General features: G+C 64.7%; 16 protein-coding genes. 9 read left to right on the top strand and 7 right to left on the bottom strand.

Translation table 11 applies throughout. The features are described from left to right. Positions 1–51 precede the first annotated feature (51 nt). The 3 genes from FHT09_RS19625 (at position 52) to FHT09_RS20380 (ending at position 5,794) form a co-directional block, all read left to right on the top strand. On the top strand, positions 52–2,994 hold the full coding sequence (locus FHT09_RS19625; RefSeq protein ID WP_181141437.1) for a TonB-dependent receptor: 2,943 nt from the start codon (positions 52–54) through the stop codon (positions 2,992–2,994). Positions 2,995–3,235: 241 nt separating this feature from the next. Continuing rightward, a complete protein-coding gene (locus FHT09_RS20385) occupies positions 3,236–4,723 on the top strand; it encodes an MFS transporter (protein WP_258077277.1) in 1,488 nt (495 codons plus the stop codon). Positions 4,724–4,759: 36 nt separating this feature from the next. Next, positions 4,760–5,794: a glycoside hydrolase family 43 protein gene (locus tag FHT09_RS20380; RefSeq protein WP_258077276.1), complete on the top strand. Its 1,035-nt coding sequence runs from the start codon at positions 4,760–4,762 to the stop codon at positions 5,792–5,794. Between the two features lie 182 nt (positions 5,795–5,976). On the opposite strand, the gene FHT09_RS19615 is transcribed toward FHT09_RS20380, so the two are convergent. Next, positions 5,977–6,627: a DUF6058 family natural product biosynthesis protein gene (locus FHT09_RS19615; RefSeq protein WP_104607192.1), complete on the bottom strand. Its 651-nt coding sequence runs from the start codon at positions 6,625–6,627 to the stop codon at positions 5,977–5,979. 253 nt (positions 6,628–6,880) lie between these two features. Between FHT09_RS19615 and FHT09_RS19610 the strand changes: the two genes are divergently transcribed. After that, on the top strand, positions 6,881–7,414 hold the full coding sequence (locus FHT09_RS19610) for a lipocalin family protein (protein WP_104607208.1): 534 nt from the start codon (positions 6,881–6,883) through the stop codon (positions 7,412–7,414). Between the two features lie 82 nt (positions 7,415–7,496). Here FHT09_RS19610 and FHT09_RS19605 read toward each other — a convergent pair whose 3' ends face one another. Further along, entirely contained in the window at positions 7,497–7,850 is a 354-nt protein-coding gene (locus FHT09_RS19605) for a ribonuclease E inhibitor RraB (RefSeq protein WP_104607191.1), read from the bottom strand. 521 nt (positions 7,851–8,371) lie between these two features. On the opposite strand from FHT09_RS19605, the gene FHT09_RS19600 reads away from it, so the two are divergent. Beyond that, positions 8,372–8,626: a hypothetical protein gene (locus FHT09_RS19600; protein WP_104607190.1), complete on the top strand. Its 255-nt coding sequence runs from the start codon at positions 8,372–8,374 to the stop codon at positions 8,624–8,626. 64 nt (positions 8,627–8,690) lie between these two features. Here the strand turns inward: FHT09_RS19600 and FHT09_RS19595 are convergent, their stop codons facing one another. Together FHT09_RS19595 and FHT09_RS19590 are read right to left on the bottom strand one after the other, a co-directional pair. Beyond that, complete coding sequence (locus FHT09_RS19595) at positions 8,691–9,044, bottom strand: hypothetical protein (RefSeq protein ID WP_146096577.1); 354 nt, start codon at positions 9,042–9,044, stop codon at positions 8,691–8,693. 232 nt (positions 9,045–9,276) lie between these two features. Continuing rightward, positions 9,277–9,849 (bottom strand): hypothetical protein, encoded by a 573-nt coding sequence (locus FHT09_RS19590; RefSeq protein ID WP_104607189.1) that lies wholly within the window; start codon positions 9,847–9,849, stop codon positions 9,277–9,279. Between the two features lie 153 nt (positions 9,850–10,002). Between FHT09_RS19590 and FHT09_RS19585 the strand changes: the two genes are divergently transcribed. Beyond that, a complete protein-coding gene (locus tag FHT09_RS19585) occupies positions 10,003–10,206 on the top strand; it encodes a YdcH family protein (RefSeq protein ID WP_166763564.1) in 204 nt (67 codons plus the stop codon). A gap of 409 nt (positions 10,207–10,615) precedes the next feature. Here the strand turns inward: FHT09_RS19585 and FHT09_RS19580 are convergent, their stop codons facing one another. The 3 genes from FHT09_RS19580 to FHT09_RS19570 all read right to left on the bottom strand — a co-directional run bounded on the left by FHT09_RS19580 (position 10,616) and on the right by FHT09_RS19570 (position 15,697). Continuing rightward, positions 10,616–11,596 (bottom strand): zinc-binding dehydrogenase, encoded by a 981-nt coding sequence (locus FHT09_RS19580; RefSeq protein ID WP_104607207.1) that lies wholly within the window; start codon positions 11,594–11,596, stop codon positions 10,616–10,618. A 460-nt stretch (positions 11,597–12,056) separates the two neighbouring features. Beyond that, complete coding sequence (gene plsB, locus FHT09_RS19575) at positions 12,057–14,723, bottom strand: glycerol-3-phosphate 1-O-acyltransferase PlsB (RefSeq protein WP_104607187.1); 2,667 nt, start codon at positions 14,721–14,723, stop codon at positions 12,057–12,059. After that, positions 14,723–15,697 (bottom strand): hypothetical protein, encoded by a 975-nt coding sequence (locus FHT09_RS19570; protein WP_184417094.1) that lies wholly within the window; start codon positions 15,695–15,697, stop codon positions 14,723–14,725. The genes plsB and FHT09_RS19570 overlap by 1 nt, the downstream gene beginning before the upstream one ends. A gap of 407 nt (positions 15,698–16,104) precedes the next feature. Here FHT09_RS19570 and FHT09_RS19565 point away from each other — a divergent pair, with 407 nt between their 5' ends. The 3 genes from FHT09_RS19565 (at position 16,105) to FHT09_RS19555 (ending at position 23,662) form a co-directional block, all read left to right on the top strand. Next, positions 16,105–17,157 (top strand): LacI family DNA-binding transcriptional regulator, encoded by a 1,053-nt coding sequence (locus FHT09_RS19565; RefSeq protein WP_184417092.1) that lies wholly within the window; start codon positions 16,105–16,107, stop codon positions 17,155–17,157. A gap of 134 nt (positions 17,158–17,291) precedes the next feature. Then, positions 17,292–20,321: a TonB-dependent receptor gene (locus tag FHT09_RS19560; protein ID WP_104607404.1), complete on the top strand. Its 3,030-nt coding sequence runs from the start codon at positions 17,292–17,294 to the stop codon at positions 20,319–20,321. A gap of 308 nt (positions 20,322–20,629) precedes the next feature. Continuing rightward, a complete protein-coding gene (locus FHT09_RS19555) occupies positions 20,630–23,662 on the top strand; it encodes a TonB-dependent receptor (RefSeq protein ID WP_104607405.1) in 3,033 nt (1,010 codons plus the stop codon). Positions 23,663–23,902: the final 240 nt, after the last annotated feature.

Here is a 23,902-nt window from a genome sequence, read left to right as displayed (position 1 = left end):
CGCAGGGGCGATGCGTGGGACATCTGCTCACCTGTTAGGGAAGGGATTACGGTGAAGAACAGCTACGCACGAACCGCGTTGTCCTGCGCGTTGGGCCCCATCCTGCTGGGCATGGCCAGCACTGCCGCCTGGGCACAGTCCAGCGCTGCCGACAGCGCTGCCGCCCCCGCACAACCGCCCGCGGCCGCCGCTGCCAGCAGCGATGCGGTGACCCAGCTCGACACCGTCACTGTGTCCGGCTACCGACGCAGCATCCAGTTTTCCACCGACGCCAAGCGCGACTCGGTGGGCTTTGCCGACACCGTGTTTGCCGAGGACATCGGCAAGTTCCCGGACATGAACATCGCCGAGTCGCTCAACCGCATCCCCGGCGTGCAGCTCTCGCGCGACGTCAATGGCGAGGGCCTCAACATCGCCATCCGCGGCCTGGGCACCAGCTTCACCAAGACCACACTCAACGGCGCCAGCATCGCCACCGCCTCGATCGGCCTGAACGCGCAGAACCAGAACCGCGAAGTCGATCTGAACCTGTTTCCCACCGAGTTCTTCACCCAGCTCACCGTCAGCAAGACGCCGACCGCCAGCATGCTCGAAGGCGGCGTCTCCGGCGTGGTGGACATGCGCAGCGCGCGCCCGTTCGATCGCCCCGGCGTGCACTTCACCTATCAGGCCCAGGCGGACTGGAACAGCACCAGCGAAAAGACCACCCCGCGCGGCGCCTTCATGGGCAGCTGGACCAACGAGCAAGGCATCTTCGGCGCATTGCTGGGCGTGGCCTCGGTGCGCGGCAAGCTGGGCGTGCGCGGCTTCGAAAGCGTGGGCTGGACCAATCCCGGCCTCACCTACACCCAATGCGGTCTCACCCCGCCTGCCGGCACCCCGGCCACCAATCAGCCGGCCGCGTGCAACGTCAATGGCGGCGGCAACTGGCGCATTCCCGACCGCGTGCCGGCCACCGCCGGCAACGGCCTGACCACCGGCGAGACCATCGATGCGGCCTGGCTGCTGGCGCGCAACCCGGGCCTGAGCATCGACCAGATCAGCGACGCGCTGATTCCACGGCTGGGCCGCAGCGTCTACATGAATGGCGATCGCGACCGCGATGCCTCGGTGATGTCGCTGGAATGGCGCCCGTCCGACAGCCTGCATTTCTACCTGGACACGCTGTATTCGGAAGCCGAGCGGACCACCGAGCGGATCAGCATGAATCTGATCGGCCGCAACGGCAACATGATCCCGCTCGGCATGCAGCTGGACCAGAACAACGTGGTCACCAGTGCCACGTTTGCCAATGCGCAGTACTTCCTGGAAGCGCGCCCGTATCGCGAGGAGGTCAAGTTCTGGAGCGTCAATCCGGGTGCAGAACTGTTGTTCGGTGCCGATCAGGACATCAAGCTCAACGTGCAGGCCAATGCCACGCGCAGCTGGCTGGAACGCGAGTCGCCCAGCATTCTGGTGACCTCGCCGTTCACCACCGTCGATTACCGCAACGAAGGCGGCGACCGCCCCTCGATCAGCAGCCCGCTCGATCTCAACGACCCCAATCTGGGCTGGGGCTGGAGCGGTGGCCGGGTCAATATCCAGAACGAAAAACGCGTGACCGCGACACGTGGTGGACGTGCCGATCTGCAGTTCGGCGAAGACAAGCGCAACATCAAGATCGGCGCCGCCTACGACCAGGCCGAGCGCACCATTCGCGGCTTCGACAACAGCATTGCCTGGGAGCAGGTGGTCTGCCGCGGCGGCGGCGGCACCATCTGCAACGGCGGCCCCGGCTCGGCGATTCCGAATGCGGCCCTGGCCGGCTATCTGCGCCCCGGCCCGGACGGCTTCATCACCGCCGACTTCGACCGCTTCCTGGGCGACACCAACTATTACGCGCTGCGCGATTCCGCACCGGAAACCAACGCCGCCAACACCGGCGCCTCGGCCGGCGGCATCCGCGAAAAGAACTGGGGTTTCTACATCGAAACCAACGCCGAAACCGAAGTGTGGAACCGTACGCTGCGCTTCAACGCCGGCGTGCGCTACGTGACCACCGACCAGACCATCACCGGCCCGGTCACCATCAACGGCATCCGCCGCATCCAGGTGCTGGATTCGGACTACAAGGAAACCCTGCCCTCGTTCAACGCCGCCTGGGACGTGGCCGACAACGTGGTGCTGCGCCTGTCCAGCTCGCGCACGCTCACCCGCCCCGATCCCAGCGCGATGCTGCCCAACACCAACTTCAGCGACCCCTCCGCGCAGACCGCAACCCAGGGCAATCCGAACCTGGCGCCGTATCTGTCCACCAACGTGGATTTCGGCGGCGAGTGGTACACCGGCGGCGAAGGTTATGTGGGCCTGACGCTGTTCAACAAGCGCATCAGCGGTTTCACCGTCAACGGCGTGCGGCGCATTCCCTTCAACGACCTGGGCGTGCCGTACGAGAGCCTGCTGCCGATCCAGCAGGCCGGCCTGGACCAGCGCGGCGGCCCGAATACGGCCACCGTGGATGTGCAGACCCAGGTCAATGCCGACGGGGTACTCAACATCCGCGGCACCGAGGCGATCTGGGTGCAGCCGCTGGACAAGCTGGTCGACGGCCTGGGCTTCAGCGTCAACTACACCCACGTCACCCAATCCTCCGAAGGCGAAGGCATTCCGGCAGTGGCGGTCGGTGTCGCGCCCAACCTGTGGAACGGCACCGTGTACTGGGAAAAGGACGCCGCCTCGGTGCGCCTGTCCTACACCTGGAACGACGACATGGTGATCTCCGGCGCCAACCAGAACGGCATTCCGTATGCGCGCCTCAACGCCGATGCGCGTGGCCAGCTGGATCTGTCGGCCAGCTATGCACTGGACTGGCTGCCGTCCAAACCGCAGCTCACCCTCAACGTCACCAACCTCACCGACGAGCCGCTGCGCACCACCTACGCCTGGCCCAACGCTACCTACGATCTGTACGAGCCCGGGCGCACGGTCATGCTCGGCATCCGCGGTACCTTCTGAGCGTGGTCATCGACACGACAGCACAGAGGCCAGACGGGTGCGGCCGATCCGTGGGGAGCGCGTGGTCTTGTTGCATGGCCCGCGCGCCGCATGCCGCTGCCGCCTCCCTGGCGACGGCGCACGCGGTTTTACCGGACACTTCAGGCGCCATGCCTGCTGCCGCGATCCGGACCGATCGCGGTCGACGGCATGGCGCGCGCCGCGGCGTTTCCCGCAGCACTCCTCGAGCCCGCCCCGCCTCATGAACGATCAGTCACAACAGCTCTCCCTGCGCGAAAAGATCGGCTACAGCCTGGGCGACCTGGCGGCCAATCTGATCTTCCAGACACTGGTCACCTTCCTGGCGTTCTTCTACACCGATGTGTTCCGCATCCCGGCGGGTGTGGCCGCCACCCTGATCTTCGTGGTGGGCATGCTCGGCGCGTTCGTGTTCACGCCCATCATCGGCGTCCTGGCCGATCGCACCCGCACGCGCTGGGGCAAGTTCCGCCCGTGGATCCTGTGGACCGCAGTGCCGTTCGGTGCGTTGTCGCTGGCCGCGTTCAACACGCCCGCACTCGGCGAGCAGGGCAAGATCGCCTACGCCTTCGCTACCTATACGCTGCTGATGCTGGTGTACGTGGCCAACAACCTGCCGTACTCGGCATTGAGCGGCGTGCTCACCGGCAGCATGGAGCAGCGCAACAGCCTGTCGGCGTATCGCTTCCTGGCGGTGACCTTCGCGCAGTTCATCATCCAGGTGCTGCTGCTGCCGCTGGTGCTGATCCTGGGCAATGGCGACAAGGCGCAGGGCTTTCGCAACACCATGGCGCTGTTCGCCGCGGTGGGGACGCTGTGCTTTCTGATCACCTTCTTCACCACGCGCGAGCGCGTGCTGCCGATCAGCGAACAGCGCACCAGCGTGCGCCAGGACCTCAGCGATCTGGTCCGCAACAGACCCTGGCTGGTGATGCTGGCGCTGACCATCCTGGTGTTCATCAACCTTGCCATGAAGGGGGGGATGTACATCTACTACTTCAAGTACTACCTCGACGTCGGCGCGCTGGCGCAGTTCCTCGACAACGCCGGCTTCAACCGCTTCATCGCTGGAATCAATGGCGTGCTCACCGGCACCGGCATGAGCGCGCTGCAATGGCCGCAGGACGCACCGACCTCGGCCTTCAGCGTGTTCAGCGCCGGCGGCATCCTGGCGATGATCGTGGGCATCGGCTTTTCCAAGCGGCTGGCCGACCGCTACGGCAAGCGCAATGTGTTCGGCGGCGCGCTGCTGATCTCCACGCTGTTCCTGCTGGCGTTCTACGTGTATCCGCCGACTGCGATCGCCTGGGTGTTCGCCTCCTACGTGCTGCACGGCTTCTTCTACGGCATCACCATCCCGCTGCTGTGGGCGATGATCGCCGACGTGGCCGACTACTCGGAATGGAAGAACCACCGCCGCGCTACCGCGATCATCTTCTCGGCGATGTTGTGCGGCCTGAAGATCGGCCTGAGCGTCGGCGGCGCGCTGGTCGCCGGCATCCTGGCGTTCTATGGCTACGACGCCACCCTGCCGCTGCAAAGCGATGCGGTGACAAACGGCATTCGCCTGGCCATCAGCGTGTATGCGTCCATCCCGTTCCTGCTCGGCACCGCGTTGCTGGCGCTGTACGAGATCGACAAGCCTCTGGAAACCCGCATCGAACACGAGCTGGGCCTGCGCCGACGCAGCGCCGCGCTCGCCACCAGCTGACGCCCTCTCCCTCCCACCTCATGCACAGGTACGCGCATGTCCGATGAACTGCACACCGCTGCACTGCAGGCGCTGGCGCGCACCGCCATTTCCGCACCGCTGGTCACCCACCTCTATACCGCCGACCCTTCCGCACACGTGTTCGATGGCGCGTTGTACATCTACCCCTCGCACGACATCGATGCCGGCGTTGCCTTCAGCGACGACGGCTCGCACTTCGACATGGCCGACTACCACGTCTTCCGCATGGCGCATCCGGGCGCGCCGGTGGAAGACCTCGGGCAGGTCCTGCACGTGCGCGACGTGCCCTGGGCGCAGCGCCAGATGTGGGCACCGGATGCCGCGCAGCGCGACGGCAAGACTTACCTGTATTTCCCTGCAAAGCGTGCCGACGGCATCTTCCAGATCGGCGTGGCGGTCGGCGATGGCCCGCAAGGCCCGTTCGTCGCCGCAGCCGAGCCCATCGCCGGCACCTATTCGATCGACCCGGCGGTGTTTGCAGATGATGACGGCGCGCATTACCTGTACTTCGGCGGCATCTGGGGCGGCCAGCTGCAGCACTACCGCGACAACGTCTATGCGCCGGCCCATCATGAGCCGGGCGACGACGCGCCCGCACTCGGCCCGCGCATCGCCCGCCTGCGCGAGGACATGACGCAACTGGCCGAACCCACCCGCGAGATCATCATCCTCGACGAACACGGCACACCATTACGTGCCGGCGACCATGCCCGCCGCTTCTTCGAAGGCCCCTGGGTCCACCACCACGCAGGCCGCTACTACCTGTCGTATTCCACCGGCGACACCCACCTGATCTGCTACGCCACCAGCGACTCCCCGTACGGGCCATTCGCCTACCAGGGCGTGCTGCTCGCACCGGTGATCGGCTGGACCACGCATCACTCCATCTGCCTGTTCGACGGCCAGTGGTATCTGTTCTATCACGACGCTGTCTTGTCGGGCGGGCAGACGCATCTGCGCAGCATCAAGATGGCACCGTTGCAGCACGATGCCGACGGAAGGATCGCGACGATTTATCCATATGGGGAAGACGCGGTGTCGCCCTGGTGAATGGTCGCCGCTGTGCGGTCAGTTGCAGACGCTAGTCATTGGCTGGCGCCAAGGCAAGTGAGCCATGTCCCGCTCGTTGCCGCTGACTGGCGATCCTCCGTGGGGCGTCCTGTGGCGCGTCGATACTGCATTGCATGCTTTGTGCAGCCAGCCATTCAGGCCTTGTCTCCATCGCGCACGCCTCACGCCCCGCGCATGGCCACCAAGGGACGCAGATCGTCCACAAGGCGCTTTCTGCTGCTACGCGCGTACTCGACCGGGGAGAACGGCATTGCCGAGTCTGCGTAGGCATCGATGAGCTGCAAGAGTGCGTCGCTGCCAATCTCCTCCGGCGCGGGATTAGTGCCGGCCTCGGTCAGCGATGTCAGCCGTTCCTGGAGCATTTCCTTCCTGGCGATCTCCATGCCGAGGGACGGGTCTGCCACGCACAGGCCAAAGGTCCCATCAAGAAAATAGGGGATGAACCCCTGGATCTTTTTTTCAATGGCATCCGTGTTCTCGATGTGCGCGCGCAACCCTGTCTCCAATTCCCGACCCAATGCCGCAAGCACGGCATCACGCGCGTCCCCCTTTGCGACTCGGTCGGCGATGTCCACCCATTTCCTGCATTCGGGACGGAAGTAGTCGCCCACAAGGCGCTCGTCGATGTGTGTGACTCCAAACGCCGCCGAACGGATGGAATGTCCGTCGCACGTATACGTCGGTTTTGGTATGGCATCCGCTTCCAGAAGCGCATCGAGCCGATCAACCGTAATGCCGGCAAGCGACGCGAACGTTGGCTTGTCCACGAAGTGCGTTTGCAGATAGTTTGCCAGCGTCACCGACTGCTGCATGGACAATCACCCATGTTCATAGAGGGGCGGGACCCTATCACACCGGTACATAGGCAGGCACAAGATCGGCCTCAGTTCGCTAGAGCTGGACAGACGACGACCAAACGCTGCCACGACTTCTCGCACGGTACCGTCATGTTACTGGCACCGAGGGCCAGCTTGCGCCTGAGCCGGAACTGCATCGCATGGGGCCGCATCCAAGCGCGTTGCAGTTACGTAGGCCTATGTACTTGCTCTTTTGATGGAGGTTGCCATGCGACATCGTTCGATGCTGTTGTTACTGACGCTTGCGGTCTACGGGAGTGCTAGCGCAAGCGACTCACGCGCTGCCCTGCCGCGCGCAGACACCGTTGACGTGCCACGCTTCATGGGCGACTGGTACGTCATCGCGCACATTCCTACCCGGCCCGAGCGCAAGGCCTACGATGCCGTGGAGCGCTATGCGCTGCGACCGGATGGCCGCATCCAGACCACGTTTACATTCCGCAAGGGAAGTTTCGAGGCACCGCTCAAGTCCATGCATCCGATCGGCCAGGTGGCGAAGGAGGGCAATGGCGCGCTGTGGAGCATGCAATTCTTCTGGCCGTTCAAGGCCGAGTACGTGATCGCCTGGCGGGATGCAAATTACGCGCAGACCATCGTGGCACGCAGCAAGCGCGATTACGTCTGGTATATGGCGCGCACGCCACAGGTCTCCGAGGCCGACTATCAGCAGGCCGTTCAACGTATCGCCGCCATGGGCTACGACGTCTCGCAGCTGCGCCGCGTACCGCAGTCGCAGCGCTGATGCGGTGATGCCGTGACTCGGAAAAACGGCAACGAGCTTAGCGATGCAATGACTCCATCGCCAAGCTCGCACACGGGCTGCGTCAGGCGTCCTTGTCATCCACGGAAAATTCCCAGCCGTCATTCAAGCCACCCAAGGGCTTGGCTTCGGTTGCGAGTTCTTCCTCGAACGCCGAAATCGCCTTGTACGACGGAATCATGGTCGGATACACCGTCACATCCATCGGAAACGCCGTGTTTTCCGGATAGTGGCAGCAACGCACCTTTTGCTCGAAGCGCAGCAGCATCACCGAGAACTCCAAGGCCGACTCCTTCGTGGGGAAGACCACGGAGAACGCAATCTCGCGTGGCTTGGATAGATCCACCCCTTGCTGGGCAATGTGCCAGAGGGTGTCGCCGTTGTCGTCGTTAGGGTAGAAGTCTGGGTGTCGTTGCATGGGGGCTTCGGTCTTTGGCGGCCGGTTGGCAGAGGAAGAATTCTAGCGCCTGGTTTGTGAAGCCTGTCATTAACTGCGGTCTGAAATCAGATGGTGTCAGAGCGCCCTTCGAGCTCACTATATTTTTGACGATCACATCATTTTTTGCATCAGGAGCTGGCGCATTCGATTCACTCAAGTATCCCGCTGAGCTGAAATGTCTGGATATTAATACTTATATCTTTGCGACAATGCATTGATAATCCAAAGAGCACAAGGATTCCAGGCCTGCATCTTGACTCCTCCATGCATCGGTAGCACACTCCTTCACGGAGCGTAGCAACTCCGTAGACAGCGGTGCCACCCCCGTCAAGCGGTGGTTTTTTGTGCCTGATGTTCGGGCACATGCTCGGCGTCTCCACGCCGGGAGGGCGGCGAATACAACACCCGCAAGGGAAATAAGCCCGCCGACTGTCTGCGGTTGCTAACCTCCCGGCATCCCGCCGCATCGTGCGGCGGGAGCCTGTTCCGGAGGAGTGAGCATGGAGCAGTCTCTGTTCGGGTATTACCTGCTGCCGGAAGGCGCACAGCTTCGGTTGCTGCAGACGCGCGATCATTTGCGTTTCCTGGCGACGCTGGCGCAGCCAAGTGCAACCATCGAGAGTCATTTCAATGAGCCGCATGTGAGCCTGAATGCACTTGCATTCTGCTTTGATCTGTTGGCTGAGCAGTTGGAAAACGTGTTGAACCAGACGCTGACGCCCGATGATTTTCTAGGACCTAACTTGACGCAGTAGCGGCGGCAAGATCGGGGGCTTGCACCCCAAGGTGCCCAGCCCGCAACTGCAGCCTCTCCTTCGATTATTCGAAACCAACCAAATTTATATAAGACACCCCCTTGACGCCCATCTGAGATTCGGTGTGGCCTGATTCAACGTAGGCGCGATTGACCCCACACTGGCAGACTTTCTTGATGTTGTTCTTGATGGCGCCTTCGATGCTGTGGTTGAAGCTAAATGCACTACTTCCTTCGACAACGCACACTTCTCTTTTCAGTCCACTCTCTATGGCCTGACTCTTTGTTTGATAGACCGTCACTTCGCAGCTGCCGCTCTTATAGTTGTTAGCTGCGCCTATCATCCTCACCGATCCAGTTGCGCAACCAGACACACAGCAAAAAATAATAGCTGAAAAAATCATTTTATTACTATTCAAGAAAACCTCGCTGTTTGAGCGGACCTGCCATGAGGAAAGCGTTTCCGGCACGGATCATAAAATATTTGCAATCACGCATTTCATTACATACCGCAGGACCAAATCGATTCATGGGACCTGGGTTTTGTGGCCACCCAACGATGAAGCTAAAAAAGAGCGGATTAATTTGATATTTTGACCGTCTCAGCAAAAGCCAAGAAGCGGAGGCACCTATCGCCTCTGCCAGTGATTGTTACGGCACCCAAATCAAATTCATCAACTGCGGATCGGCGGTCACCTTGACCAGCTTGCCGCTGGGGCCGAACTGCACCTGGTACTCGGAGAAGCTGTCGCGCCAGTAGCGCCACAGCGAGGCGTCCAGATTCGGGTTTTCGCTGCTGATCGGGTAGCCGACCGCCATCAGCACCTGTTCGCGGGTCATGCCGCCGGTGAGCTTGCCGTCATTGATGGCCTGGCGGATCTTGGGCGGAAAGGTGGCCAGCTTGAGCTTGGTGTCGGCGGTGACGACATAGCGGGCGGCGAAGGCGGTGTTGTCCAGGTCGCGGCTGTAATCGTTGCCGATGGACTGCTTTTCGCCGGCGATCTTGAGGTTGACGCGGTTGCGGCCGAAGCCGGTGACGCTGACCGGGGTGCCGACGGGGAGCAGGCGCTTGCCGTCTTCGGCGTAGTTGCTGTCGCTGATCCAGCTGCCGTCGGTGCGCAGGTTGCAGCACAGAAAGCCATCGTACTTGGCGACGTCGGCGGCGCTGGCCAGGTTGGCGGCAGTGAGCAGGCTCAGGGCCAGCAGGGAAGAACGCAGACGCATCGTAAGACTCCTTTCTCGACGGCCGTGGCCGCGCGGCAACGAGGGGATCAGGCGCGCCGCCGTTTCCCCGGCGGCGCGCCGGCATTGTCGCAGCCCCGAGCGACTTGGCAAGCAGGTGACGCGACCGGGCCGCGGTTGTGTATGCTCGGAGCCGTGGACACCCTCTCACCCGCCGAGATCGCCGAGCAGATCGCCGAGTTGCGACGCGCCCACCGCGCGTTGGACGAGGAGATCCAGCGCGTGCCCGCGAACCTGGAGGACGAGCTGCAGATGAAGCGCTTGAAGAAGCGCAAGCTGCATCTGAAGGACTGCATCACGCGGCTGGAGATGGAGCTGGTGCCTGACGAGCCGGCGTGAGGCCATGCCTTCATTTGAGTTCGCTTGTCGACACCGGCGCGCTGATCGCGGCGTCTGCCCGCTCTTGGGGCCAATTCCCCTGCGTAGGAGCGCACCTGGGCGCGATGAGGCGTTTCCCTGGAAGGCCCGTCGCGCTCAGGCGCGCTCCTACGGTGCCTGTAAGCAGATTGGCTGGCGGGGCTGCGAATGCGCGGCATGTGATTCGCGATGGGGGACGCGGCGTGTCATGGCTGGTTGAGCAAGCGTGGCCTTGGCGTGGCGTTGCGCGCACGTAACCGCCTGACTGCGAGTCCGCAGACGTTGACCAACTGTCGCTGCGTTTCCCGCATGCGCCCTTCGGGCACCCCCCCCCCCGCAAGCGGGATAAGGAAGCGCCAAGGCGAGACAATCAGACTCCTGCGTGCAGCGCTCAGCCTGCGCGCAGCAGGATCTTGCCGCGGCGGCCCGGCTCGGCGCTGGCTGCGGCGGCCTTGGCGGCATCTTCCAGGTCGAACACCGCTTCCACCGGCAGGGCTAGGCTGCCATCGACGGCGGCTTTTAGCAGTTCGCCGATCATGCGGCGCTTGTCCTCGGGCTTGGTGGCGGCCATGACCTTGCTGCCCCAGAAGCCGCGCACGCTGGCCTGCTTGAAGATCACATCGCCGCTGGAAATCTGCAGCGGCTCGCCGGTCATGGAGCCGAACGAGACCAGCTCGCCGCCTTCGGCCAGCAGCCCCATCAGCTCGCCGGCCGCGCTGCCGGCGACCGAGTCGATCGCACGCACGATGGGTGCGTCGACGGCCAGCGCGCGGGCCTTGTCCTGCCAGCCTTCCTGCGCGGTGGAGATTGCATTGCCAATGCCCAGCGCTTTCAACTCGTCCACGCCGGCATCTCGGCGCACCAGGTTGATCACGTTGATGCCGCGCGCAGCGGCGAGCATGGCCACGGTCTTGCCGACCGCGCCATTGGCGGTGTTCTGCACGATCCAGTCGCCTTTTTTGACCTGCAGGAACTCGATCAGCATCAACGCGCTCAGCGGCATGGCGATCAATTGGCAACCACGGTCGTCATCCAGTGCGTCGGGTAGCGGCACCACGCCCGACGCGTCGGCGAGCAAGAACTCCGCCCAGCTGTCGTGCACGCCAGCGGCGACCACGCGCTGGCCGATCTGCAGGCCGTCGACACCTTCGCCGAGTGCGTCGATCACGCCGGCCGCTTCGCTGCCGCCGATGGCGGGCAGCTCGGGCTTGTAGCCGTAATTGCCGCGCACCGTCCACAGGTCGTGGTTGTGGATCGGCGAGCGGCGCATGGCGATGCGCACCTGGCCCTTGCCGGGTTGCGGGGTGGGCCGCTGGCCGGGTTCTAGCACCTTGGCGGGGTCGCCAAATTGGGTGTGGATGGCTGCGCGCATGGAGATCTCCTGCCGGGCACGCCTGTGGTCCAACGCACCCGATCGTGATGAAAGGTGGCGCGATGCTATCGGCGGGGCTGCAAGCGGAGGATGAAACGGACGGAACTGTTGTGTGAAGTTGTTGGGACGCGTGGAGCGCGCCGGTCGTGCTTTGCATTGCTGCGGCGCTGGATGATTTGCGTGCTGAACGGCCCTCATCCGCCCTTCGGGCACCTTCTCCCAGGGGGAGAAGGGAGAAGCGACATCGGCGAGTGCCAGTCTGCCCTGCGGCTGCCCTGGCAGCGCACCGCCACCTTACGCAGCCGGCGGCAGCACCACATGCGTGCTGACCGGCCCTCGTCCGCCCCGTCGGGCGCCTTCTCCCGGAGAGAGAGAAGGTGAGCGTCGTGCGCATCTGCGCTGTACTGCTAGTGCCCACCCTTACACGCAACAGAGAGATGCTGGCGTTTGCAGCGCCGCCTCACTCGGCCGGCGGCAGCACCGCCTCCGGCTTTACCGCTTCGGGGCTGACCCGCTCGATGGTGTGGCGCAATTCGCGGCCGAGGATGAACTTGGCGTCCTTGGCCCAGGCATCCAGGCGCTCGTCGAACAGCAGCTTGCTGTTCTCGTCCGGCCACACCAGGCGCAGCTCGCGCAGTTTCTGGATGAAGCTGCGGAACAGGGTCTTGTCGAAGAACTCCGGGGCGGCCGGGGCGTACAACAGGCTCAGGCGTTGCGCGGCCTGTTGGCACAGGCTTTCCAGTTCGCCGGCACCGAGCACGCCGGGGCCGTTCTTCACCAGCACCGAAATGGCGATGTAATAGCGCTCGAAGGCCTGCTGCAGCGAATGGCCGATCGCACGCAGGCGGAACACCTCGTCGGTCTGCCCGGTGTTGCGGGTCAGCACGCCGCCATCGTCGTCGGCGACGTTGAGCAGCAGACCTTCGCGCACGAACATCTCGATGGTCTGCTCGATGCGTTCGGCAAAGCGGTCCTCGCTCCACGGCAGGAACAACTCCGCCTGCAGGAACGGGTACACGGTACGCCCCAGGCGCAGCAGGCCTGCACGGCTCATGCGGCGGTTGTTCTGGAAGCAGCACGCCACCCACGACGACGCCGTGAACAGGTGCAGCACGTTGTTGCGGAAGTAGCTCAGCAACACAGCGGTGTCGCCGCTGACGCTCAGCACATCGCCCAGCGGATGCGACACACGCGTCAGCACGTTGATCTCTTCGGCGTGGGTGATGATGCGCGCCGGGGTGTGCGGGGTGACGGTGACGCGGTTCGAATACGGCATCTCCGCCAGCAGCTTCTTGCACAGCTCGATCTGCGCGATCAGGTCGGCCTCGCCCATTGCGTGCTTGGGCGTGGACAGCAGCGCCAGCGCCAGCAGGTTGATCGGGTTGACGTCGGCGGCGCAGTTGATGCGGGTCTGGATCTGGGTGGACAGCGTGTCCACCGCCGGCGCCAGCCAGGTGGGTTTTTCGTCGTCGGGCAGCGGTTGGCCGTCCCAGTCGGGCGCGTGCCTGGCCAGCACGTCGTTGAGCGCGATCGGCTCGCCGAAGTTCACCACCACCTGGCCGTAGTTCTGCTTGAGCACCTTGGGGATGGACCACAGCAGGCCCCAGATGGATTCCTTCTCCTTCGGCCGGCCGGTGAGCTCGTCCAAGTAGCTGTTGCCTTCCATCAGCTTCTCGTAGCCGATGTAGACCGGCTGGAACAGCACCGGCTTGCGCGGCTGACGCAGGTAGGCACGCAGCGTCATCGCGATCATGCCGCCCTTGGGCTGCAGCAGACGCCCGGTGCGCGAGCGCCCGCCTTCGACGAAGTATTCGATCGAGTAACCGCCGGCCACCAGCTGGGCGACGTATTCGCTCAGCACCGCCGAATACAGCGCATTGCCCTTGATCGAGCGGCGGATGAAGAACGCGCCACCCTTGCGTAGCAGCGTACCGACCACCGGCAGATTGAGGTTGATGCCGGCCACGATGTGCGGCGGCACGATGCCGCGTTCGTACAGCAGGTAGCTCAGCAGCAGGTAATCCATGTGGCTGCGGTGGCTGGGCACGTAGACCACTTCGTGCCCAGGCGCGGCCTGCTTGAGCTTGTCCAGGTGATGCACCAGCACGCCGGCGTAGATGCGGTTCCACACATGGGTGAGCAGGAAGCTGGCCGAGCGCACCACCGGGCTGGAATAGTCGGCGGCGATTTCCCAGGCGTAGGCATGCGCCTTGCGCCAGGCATCGACCGGCTTGGAGTTGTCGCGCTTGGCCTGGGTGGCGATGGCCTCGCGTACCGAGTCGGCCGCCAGCACCTGGTCCACCAGCAGGCGGCGGGTGGACAGGTCCGGCCCGATCACCGCCTCGCGGATGCGCCGGAAGTGGGTGCGCAACACCCGCTGCAGCTTGCGCAGGGTGCGCTCGGGCGGCAGGCCTTCGGCCATGGTCTGGCGCAGCGAGATCGGCGGCGCGAAACGCACGATGGTGGTGCGGCCATTGAGCAGCACCGCCAGCAGGCGCCGGAAGCGGCCGACCAGCGCCCAGTTTTCCGAGAACAGCACCGCGAACCAGCCGCTCTGCTTATCGGGTGCGCGGCCCACGAAGATCGACACCGGCACCAGGTGCACGTCCAGGTCGGCGCGCACGCGATGCGCCTGCAGCAGCTTGGCCAGCGAATCCGAATGGGTCTTGCCGCCGCGCTGCTCGGGGATCAGCGAATTGCTGCTGCTGCGCCGCGACAGCGCCAGGTAGGCGCGTTTGCGCTGCAGCGGGTCGCCCGGCAGCGGCACCAGTGGCGAGGGCAGCCCGGCCTCGCGGCAGGCCTTGTCCAGGATCAGGGCGCTGGACAGGCCGTAGTCTTCCAGCACGTAGACCACCGGCGTGCCGTCGTCGTAGCGGCTCGGCTGATCCGGTTCGATGGTCAGGCTCAGCCAGGGGTCGGCCAGGCGGCCGAGCAGGCGCGCCCACCACGGGCGTTTGGCGCTGCGGGCGGCGGCGACGGCGGGCGCGATCGACGGCGCAGCGTCCGGCGGAACCGGAACGGCGGTCGGCAATGCGGCGGCCGTGTCACCGAGATCGGCGGCAGCGGTGGGCGGGGCGGGCTGGCCGTCCGGGAACGGCAGGGGATTCTGGTCTGGCATCACGGTCATTATCGCCTAGCGGGGCCTTGCCCGGTGGCGGCGGGCGTGGCGGGCGCGGCCGCCGGGGTGTCAGGCGTTGCAGCGGCGTCGGGTACGGGCGCCACCGGCGCGGCGCCGAGCAGCGCCTGCACCTCGTCCTGGGTCTGCTGCTGGTACCAGTGGCCCTCGCGCTTGATCAGGCCGATGCTGAGGTCGATGTCGTGCGCGGCCAGCGGATAGCGCAGCCGCACCTGGGCGCGGTCGCCGTCCTGCCTGATCAGGCCGGTGCGCAACGCATCCAGGCTGCTGTCCAGCGACAGGCCGTAACGCTCCAGCACCTGCTTGGCCGCGGCCCAGAACGGCCCCAGCCGGCGCAGGCTCTCTTCCATCCCCAAACGCTGCAGATCGGCGTCCGAGCCGATGCCGGTGGCGCGGGCGGCGGTTACCAGGTCGGTGATGCTGGCCCTGGCGCGCGCGCGATCGGCCAGCGGCGCAGTGGCGGCCCAGTCGCTCAAGGCATCGACCAGTTGCACGTAGTGAGCGCGTTGCTCGGACTGATAATCGCTGCGGCTGCGCAGGTATTGCACGCCGAACTGGCCCAGCGACTGCGCGGCCTGGCGGATGCCCTGCGACTGGCCGGCCAGCTGCGCATCGAAGGCCTGCTGCAGCTGGCGCTCGGCGCCGGGCGCGGACAAGCTGCCGAGCAGGCTGCCGACCTCGTTGGGCAGCGGCAGCTCGGTCAGCGGCCAGCGGCTGGCACCGCTGCGCCAGGCCGCCTCCAGCTGGGTGTACTGCGCGGGGGTGACCCGGATCCGCGCATAGGCGACCAGGTCGTTGCGCCGCAGTGGCAGGGTCATCGACTGCATCGCCGCGGCCGGCTCGGCGCTGGCGCCTGGCAAGGCAGCGGTGTTGTCGGCGCGCTGGCAGCTGCCCAGGCAGAGCGCTGCCAGCAGCACCCACGCGATGGACTGGAACCGGCCGGCGCGGACGGTGGATGGCGACATGCGCACGCTGTTCCCCTGATCGATCGGCGCATCTTGCTGTCTGAATGCGTTGGCGGCAAGGCGCGCCACCACCGTGCGCCCGGGTACGGTTCTGAAAACGTTAGTTTTTCGTAGTTCCGGGCATATTGCCGTCCAGTGTCCGATGTTGACCGGCGTTGTCCCCTCCGGACAAACTTGTCCAGACGATGCTGGTAAGCCCTTGTGCCACCAGCGTTTGGCCCAATGCTGCAGCGCATCATGTAAGCGCTTGCAGTTCCTGCTAGCGTGCGCGCCATCTCGCTCTGAGGTCGCCATCGGTTGGGGCCGATGTCATTCATGTGCACGTGTGACACGAACGTTCTGCGCCAGCGGACCGTGCGCCCCTTTCCGGCGTGCGGTGCATACCGCATTGTTCTGGAGGTTTCGCCATGAGTCGGCCACGCTCCGAAGGCGGTAGCGTCACCATCAAGGACGTCGCGCGCGAAGCGCAGGTGTCGGTGGCGACGGTCTCGCGCACCATGAATGGGCATCAGCATGTGGCCGAGTCGGTGCGCGAGCGCGTGCTGCAGGTGGCCCGTGCGCTGCATTACATCCCGCATCACGCCGCGCGCAGCCTCAGCAGCCGGCGCACCCACACCATCGGGGTGGTGTTGCCGGACCTGCATGGCGAATTCTTTTCCGAACTGATCCGCGGCATCGACCAGGTGGCGCGCGAGCAGGGCTACCACCTGCTGGTGTCCAGCTCGCACGGTGACCCGCAGGCGCAGCGCCGGGCGCTGGAACGCCTGCCCGGACGCGTGGACGGGGTGGTGGTGATGTCGCCGTCGCTAGGCGACTCCGGCGTGCATGAGGACGCCCTGCCCGGCGGCCTGCCGGCGGTGCTGCTCAACTGCGCCGGCACGGCCAGCCAGCGCCCGGTGCTCAACGTGGACAACTACGGCGGCGCGCGGACGATGACGCGACATCTGCGCGACAGCGGCCACCGCCGCATCGCCTTCATCGCCGGGCCGGCCGACAACTTCGATGCGCACGAGCGTCTGCGCGGCTACCGCGACGAGCTGGCGCTGGATGCGCAGGCGCAGCCCTGGGTGCTGCCGGGCAACTTCGACGAAGAGTCCGGCTACCGTGCCGGCCAGACGCTGGCGCAGGACGCGCGCCCGGATGCGGTGTTCGCGGCCAACGACATGATGGCGCTGGGCTGCCTGTTCGCGCTCGGCCATGCGGGGCTGAAGGTGCCGCAGGACATCGCGCTGGCCGGCTTCGACGACGTGCCGATGGCGCGCTACGTGCTGCCGGCGCTGACCACCATGCGGGTGGATATCGCCGGGCTGGGCGCACGTGCATTGCAGCTGTTGCTGGGTCAGCAACTGATCGATGCGCCTGCCCCGCCCGCCGACGCCGTACCACCGGCGTTTTCCGAGATGGTTCCCGAACTGATCGTGCGCGCGTCCAGCGCGCCGCGTGCGGCGCCTCCCCTCTGAGACGCGCCACCGCGCGTTGCCGCACGTGTGTTGCTTGCAGTCCCTGCCGTTGTTGCCAGCTGTTCCGCTTTACGCCGTACCGACGCGCCAGTCACTCCGCTGGTTCGCGCTTTACCCCTGGGAGGGGGAAAGTCATGAAGAATTACCGCACCGTCTCCACCCTGCCAGCGCGCAGCCTGTTGTGCTGTGCGCTGGCCGCCTCGTTGCTGGCCAGCACGCCCGCCATGGCCCAGTCCAGCAACGCCACCTTGCGCGGCCAGGTCGCCGCGGCACAGGCCGGCACCACCGTGACCGCGACCAATGTCGCCAACGGCGCCGTCCGCCGCGTGCCTACCGGTGCCGACGGCAGCTACGCGCTGGTCGGCCTGCCGCCGGGCACCTACAAGGTGGACGCCGGCCCCGGCAGCGAGCAGACCGTGACCCTGTCGGTGGCCTCGTCGGTCACCTTGAACCTGGGCGGCGGCGCGGCGGCGGCGCCTGCCGGCGATGCCACCACGCTGGACGCGGTGCAGGTCACCGCCACCACGCTGCAGGAGGTCAAGACCTCCGAAGTGGGCACCAATGTGTCGCTGAAACAGATCAGCACGGTGCCGCAGCTGACGCGCAACTTCCTGGAGTTCGCCGACACCGTGCCGGGCATGCAGTTCGAGACCAACTCCAACGGCAACAGCCAGATCCGCGGCGGCGCGCAGGGCAGCTCGGCGGTGAACGTGTACATCGACGGCGTCGGCCAGAAGAGCTACCTGTTCGGCGGCGTGTCCGGGCAGGAGCAGAGCGCGGGCAACCCGTTCCCGCAGCTGGCCATCGGCGAGTACAAGGTCATCACCTCCAACTACAAGGCCGAGTTCGACCAGGTCGGTTCGGCGGCGATCGTGGCCTCGACCAAGTCCGGCGGCAATGAATTCCACGGCGAGATCTTCGGGCGCACCAGCAATACCGATTTCCGCGCGCGCCAGCCCGACGAACGCGCCGGCGCGCCCAACTCCGATGGCAGCAAGCGCAAGACCCACCAGGACGAATACGGCTTCGCGCTGAGCGGGCCGATCGTGCAGGACAAGGCGCATTTCTTCTTCAGCTACGAAGGCAAGGGCTTCGAGGTTTCGGCCGATCCGGTCGCCGTGCCCGACCGCTTCAGCGCGCTCAGCGACGACCTGCCGGCCGGCGTGCAGAGCCGGCTCGGCTCGGTCACCCGTCCGTTCAACGAAGATTTGTACTTCGGCAAGGTCGACTGGGACGTCGGCCAGAACGACCGCCTGGAGCTCACCGGCAAGTACCGCGACGAGGAAAGCCGCGACAGCGTCGGCGGCCAGACCACTGCGATCGCCTCCAAGATCAACCTCAACACCGAAAAACGCGTCGACCTGCGCTGGCAGCATTACGGCGAGCGCTACGTCAACGAAGCGCGCGTGTCTTATGAAGACATCCTGTTCAATCCTACCGCCTACACCGTGGGCAGCCAGAGCGTGTACACGCGCGGCATCGCCGAAGACGACGTGCTGCTCAACGACGGCGCCACCAGCGGCCTGGCGATCCAGCGCAAGGGCCAGAAAGGCCCCAGCTTCCAGAACGATCTGACCTTCAACAACCTCGAGTGGCACGGCAATCACGTCATCAAGATGGGCGTGAAGTACAAGGAAGTGGAGCTGACCCAGAGCGAGAACTCTGCGGCCAACCCGTCGTTCTACTACGCGGTGGGCGATGGCACGGGCACCTCGGCCATTCCCTACCAGGTGCGCTTCAACCTGCCGTTCGCCGGTGCCGCGCCGTCGGTGACCACCACCAGCAAGCAGCTGGGCCTGTACATCCAGGACGATTGGGACGTCAACGACAAGCTGCAGTTGAATCTTGGCGTGCGCTGGGATGGCGAAAAGATTCCCTCGTACCTGGACAACGTGACCCCGCCGGAAGTGGTGGCGGCCTTGAACGGCCCCGGCACCGATCCGGCCGTGAGCGCCACCTACGCCGAGCAGCTCGCCAAGGGCGGGGTGGATATCAACGACTACATCAGCAACGGGCGCAATCGCAAACAGGACAACAACAACTTCGCACCGCGCCTGGGCTTTTCCTACGACTTCCGTGGCGACGAGTCGCTGGTGCTGTTCGGCGGTGCCGGCCGCAGCTACGACCGCAACCTGTTCGACGTGATGGGCCTGGAGCAGATCAAATCCGCGCTGGCGCAGTACACGATCCGCTTTGCCGGGCCCACCAACTGCGTCCCGGCGCCGGGTACCTGCACCGCCTTCGATCCGACCTATGTGAGCAATCCCGACAGCCTGGGCAACCTGGTCGATGCGCGCGTGCGCAACGGCGAAATCGACCTGCTCAACAACGATCTGAAGACGCCGTATGCGGACCAGTATTCGCTGGGCCTGCGTACCCAGCTGGGCGACTGGAACACCTCGGCCACGGTGTCCTACATCCATAGCAAGGACGGTTTCATCTTCACCCTGGGCAACCGCTATGCCAACGGCGATTTCTTCCAGAACGGCGGCCAGGCATTCGGACAGACGCCCCGCGGCTTCGGCAACCTGATCATCGGCAACAACGGCGTGGAGACCAAGACCGGCCAGCTGCTGCTGTCGGCGGACAAGGCCTATACGCAGGAAAGCGGCTGGGGCCTGACCGCGGCGTACACCTTCTCGCGCGCGCGCGGCAATCGCGGCAACGACGATCGCTACGGATTCGATGCGGCCACCATTGCCGACTATCCGTTCCTGGACCTCAACGCGGTGCCGCGCCACCGCCTGGTGCTCACCGGCATCTACGACCTGTTCTGGGGCATCAGCGGCTCGGCCAAGCTGACCCTGGCCACGGTGCCGCCGCGCAACGAAGCGATCTCTTACGACCAGTACGGCGGCCCGAGTTCGGACAACATCCGCGTGGTCTCGGTGGATGCGCCCGGCGGCAAGTTCATCGCCGGCGGCGACATCTTCGGCACCCGCCAGCTGGACCTGTCGTTGTCCAAGGACATGCACATCACCGATGCGGTGACGGTGCAGGTGCGCGGCGATCTGATCAATGCGCTGAACTTCCGCAACTACGATCAGTACAGCATCGACTGGGGCAGTGCCGGCACGTACGACCCGCGCGTGAGCATCAACCAGTACGGCGCGATGTCCACTCCGCCACGGACCTTGTTCATGAGCGCACGCATCATCTGGTAACGGCTGTGTTGGCGGCATCCGGCGTCTCGGCGCCGGTGCCGCAACCGCTGCCGACGCTGCACGGCCCCACGGCAATGGGGCGGGGCCGCCTGCATGGTTGTTCATTGTCCCGATTGAGGTGTGTTCCTGAGGCGCGACGCGCGATGCGAACGATGCTGCAGACAGCACGCTCCCGTTGGCGATCGTTTTTGTTGTTTGCCGTCCCTGCTGTCTGTTGCCCGCTGTACCCGTTCCATCCACACCAAGCATCAACCTGACGCGCCAGTCACTTCACTGGTTCGCGCTTTACCCCTGGGAGGGGGAAAGTCATGAAGACTCACCGTACCGTCTCCACCCTGCCGGCACGTAGCCTGTTGTGCTGCGCCCTGGCTGCCTCGTTGTTCGCCACCACCCCGGCCATGGCCCAGTCCAGCAACGCCACGTTGCGCGGACAGGTCGCTTCCGCACAGAGCGGCAGCGAGGTCGTCGTCACCAACCTCGCCACCGGCTCGGTGCGACGCGCACCGGTCAATGCCAACGGCAACTACACCATCGTCGGTCTGCAGCCGGGCACCTACAAGGTCGAATCCAACGGCGCCAGCCGCACGGTGACCCTGTCGGTGGCCTCCAGCGCCACTGTCGATCTCGGCACCGAGGCGGCCGCAGCACCCGCCGGCGACGCGACCACACTGGACACGGTGACGGTCAGCGCGCCGATGATTCGCGACGTCAAGACCTCGGAGGTGGGTAACACGGTGTCGCTGCGCCAGATCCAGCAGCTGCCGCAGGCCACGCGCAACTTCCTGGAATTTGCCGACACCGTGCCGGGCATGGTGTTCACCATCGACCAGGACGGCAACACCAAGTTGCGCGGCGGTGCGTCCAACGCCAGCTCCAGCAATCTGTACATCGATGGCGTGAGCCAGAAGAGCTATGTCTCCGGTGGCGGTATTGCCGGCCAGGACGAGACCCAGGGCAATCCGTTCCCGCAGCTGGCGATCGGTGAGTACAAGGTCGTCACCTCCAACTACAAGGCCGAATACGGCCAGATCAGCGGCGCAGCGATCACCGCGGCAACCAAGTCCGGCACCAACGAGTTCCATGGCGAAGCGTTCTACCGCTTCACCAATCAGGACCTGCGCAAACAACGCCCGGACGAAGCCGATGGCAAGGTCGATTCGCAGACCAAGGAATATGGTTTTGCGATCGGCGGCCCACTGATCCAGGACCGCATGCATTTCTTCTTCGCCTACGAAGGCAAGGACAATGTCGCGCCCAAGAGCGTGCAGCCCAGTGCCGAAGCGGCACCGTTCGTCGGCCTGCTGCCGTCGAACCTGCGCGACCAATACGGCGCGTCCAACATGCCGTTCACCGAAGATCTGTATTTCGGCAAGATCGACTTCGAACCGACCGACAACGATCGCATCGAACTGGCCACGCAGTATCGCGACGAAACCCAGGTCAGCAATGTGGGCGGCCAGAACGCGCCCGACCGCGCGGTGGACAAGATCAACAAGGACAAGCGCACCAGCCTGCGTTGGCAGCACAGTGCCGACAGCTGGTTCAACGAAGCCATCCTCACCACCGAAGATTCGCGCAATGTGCCGACGCCGCGCGGTGTCGGCAACGGCTCCATCTACACCTACATCGACCGCACCCAGGCCGATCCGCGCCAATGGGTGTTCCTCAACACCGGCGCTGCCAGTGGCGAAGACTTCAAGTTGCGTAGCCAGAAGGGTTGGTCGTTCCAGAACGATCTGACCTTCAACGCACTGCAGTGGCATGGCGAGCACACCATCAAGACCGGTGTGACCTATCGCGACATCAAGCTGACCTCGCGCGAATCGAGCTCGCTCAATCCGCAGTTCAGCTATGAAGTCGGCCAGAACGGCGTGGCGCCGGTGCCGTTCCAGGTGCGCTACATCCGCGCGTTTGACAACCCCGGCCAGCTGCCGGTAGTCGAGTCGCCGTCCAAGCAGTACGGCATTTATCTGCAGGACGACTGGGCCGCCACCGACAAGCTGATGATCAACATCGGCGTGCGCTACGACTACGAAGACACCCCGGCCTATACCGACTTCGTGACCTCGCAGCCGTTCGTGGATGCGCTGTATTCCGACGACCCGGAAAACCCCGGCCAGCCGTGGGCCAACCGCCTGCTGCCCAGCGGCGTCAACGTTGCCGATTACATCAGTACCGGCAACAACCGCAAGAACTTCAAGGACGCCTGGGCACCGCGTCTGGGCTTCTCCTACGACCTGTTCGGCGATGAGGCGGCAGTGATCCACGGTGGCGCAGGCCGTTCCTACGACCGCAACCTGTTCGAACAGCTCGCGCTGGAATCGGTCAAGGCCGCGCTGTCGCCGGTGGTGGTGTACTTCAGCGATGCCGCCAGCGGCCAGGGCTGCTTCCGCGACGACCGCGCCTGTGCGCCTTGGAATCCGGCGTTTCTCACCGGCATCGATCAGCTCAACACGATCCCCGGCACCAGCGACAGCTCCGAGCTCTTCATGTTCAAGAACAAGCTCAAGACCCCGTACAGCGACCAGTACAGCATCGGCATCAGCAACCAGGTCGGCGACTGGCTGACCGATGTCACCTTCCAGCGGATCCTGTCCTACGACGGGCTGGTGATGAGCCTGGTCAACCGCTATCCGAACGGCGCGTACTTCGATGCCAACGGCGGCGTGCCGTGGGGCGAGCCGGTGCCGGGCTATCGCAACACCATCATCGGCAACAACGGTCTGGAGCAGCGCAGCAGCCAGGTGTTGCTGTCGGCGGAAAAGCCCTACACCAAGGAATCTGGCTGGGGCTTGAACCTGGCGTACACGCATACCAGCGCGCGCCAGAACCGCAACATCGACGAGCCGTTTGCATTCGACAAGGCCACCATCCGCGACTATCCGTTCGTGAAGTCCGATGCGGTCTCGGCGCACCGCTTCGTGGCCTCCGGCTCGCTGGATGGTCCGTGGGGCGTCACCTTCGGTGCCAAGCTGGTGCTGGCAACGCCTGAGCCGATCAACACGATTGCCTGCTACGGCTTCACCGATCCCGATGGCGGCACCTGCCAGCAGATCGGCGTCACTCCGCCGGGCAACGGCAAGTTCCTGTTGGGCGGCAAGATCTGGGGCTACCGCACCGTGGATCTGCAGGCCACCAAGGACTTCACCGTGGCTGGCGACTTCAAGCTGACCGCACGGGTGAACGTGCTCAACGTGTTCGATTTCAAGAACTTCACCCAGTACCAGTACAACAGCTTCGGCAGCAATGGTCGGCTGGAGCCGGACATCACCGTGGTCAACGACGGCGAGATCAGCTACGTGCCACGCAGCGTGATTTTCGAAGTGGGTGCAAAGTTCTGATCCACTGCAACGTGCACGCGCGTGCGCCTGCATGCGCGTGAGTCGAACGGGGCCGCGTGGCCCCGTTCGCATGTCAGCTTTCAAAGTGGCGAACAAAACATAGCGGGCAGTCGTCTGTTGGGTATCACACACTTGCGACGTAACGGTGTGCACGCGGTGCATGTTGTCCCGTGTATCGATTGCAACTGCCTGGCAATGATCACAGACGTTTTGTTGGCAGCTTCTCTTCTTCTCAGGACC

This window comes from Xanthomonas sp. CFBP 8152, from assembly GCF_014199025.1.
GTDB lineage: Bacteria > Pseudomonadota > Gammaproteobacteria > Xanthomonadales > Xanthomonadaceae > Xanthomonas > Xanthomonas arboricola_B.
Note: the sequence above shows the minus strand (reverse complement) of the source record. Positions and strands in the feature narration are given on the sequence as shown.

Coding starts and splice junctions, on each gene's coding strand:
- FHT09_RS20385 (WP_258077277.1), top strand. CDS start 3,236: ATGAACGATCAGTCACAACAGCTCTCCCTGCGCGAAAAGATCGGCTAC.
- FHT09_RS20380 (WP_258077276.1), top strand. CDS start 4,760: ATGTCCGATGAACTGCACACCGCTGCACTGCAGGCGCTGGCGCGCACC.
- FHT09_RS19615 (WP_104607192.1), bottom strand. CDS start 6,627: ATGCAGCAGTCGGTGACGCTGGCAAACTATCTGCAAACGCACTTCGTG.
- FHT09_RS19610 (WP_104607208.1), top strand. CDS start 6,881: ATGCGACATCGTTCGATGCTGTTGTTACTGACGCTTGCGGTCTACGGG.
- FHT09_RS19605 (WP_104607191.1), bottom strand. CDS start 7,850: ATGCAACGACACCCAGACTTCTACCCTAACGACGACAACGGCGACACC.
- FHT09_RS19600 (WP_104607190.1), top strand. CDS start 8,372: ATGGAGCAGTCTCTGTTCGGGTATTACCTGCTGCCGGAAGGCGCACAG.
- FHT09_RS19590 (WP_104607189.1), bottom strand. CDS start 9,849: ATGCGTCTGCGTTCTTCCCTGCTGGCCCTGAGCCTGCTCACTGCCGCC.
- FHT09_RS19580 (WP_104607207.1), bottom strand. CDS start 11,596: ATGCGCGCAGCCATCCACACCCAATTTGGCGACCCCGCCAAGGTGCTA.
- plsB (WP_104607187.1), bottom strand. CDS start 14,723: ATGACCGTGATGCCAGACCAGAATCCCCTGCCGTTCCCGGACGGCCAG.
- FHT09_RS19570 (WP_184417094.1), bottom strand. CDS start 15,697: ATGTCGCCATCCACCGTCCGCGCCGGCCGGTTCCAGTCCATCGCGTGG.
- FHT09_RS19565 (WP_184417092.1), top strand. CDS start 16,105: ATGAGTCGGCCACGCTCCGAAGGCGGTAGCGTCACCATCAAGGACGTC.
- FHT09_RS19560 (WP_104607404.1), top strand. CDS start 17,292: ATGAAGAATTACCGCACCGTCTCCACCCTGCCAGCGCGCAGCCTGTTG.
- FHT09_RS19555 (WP_104607405.1), top strand. CDS start 20,630: ATGAAGACTCACCGTACCGTCTCCACCCTGCCGGCACGTAGCCTGTTG.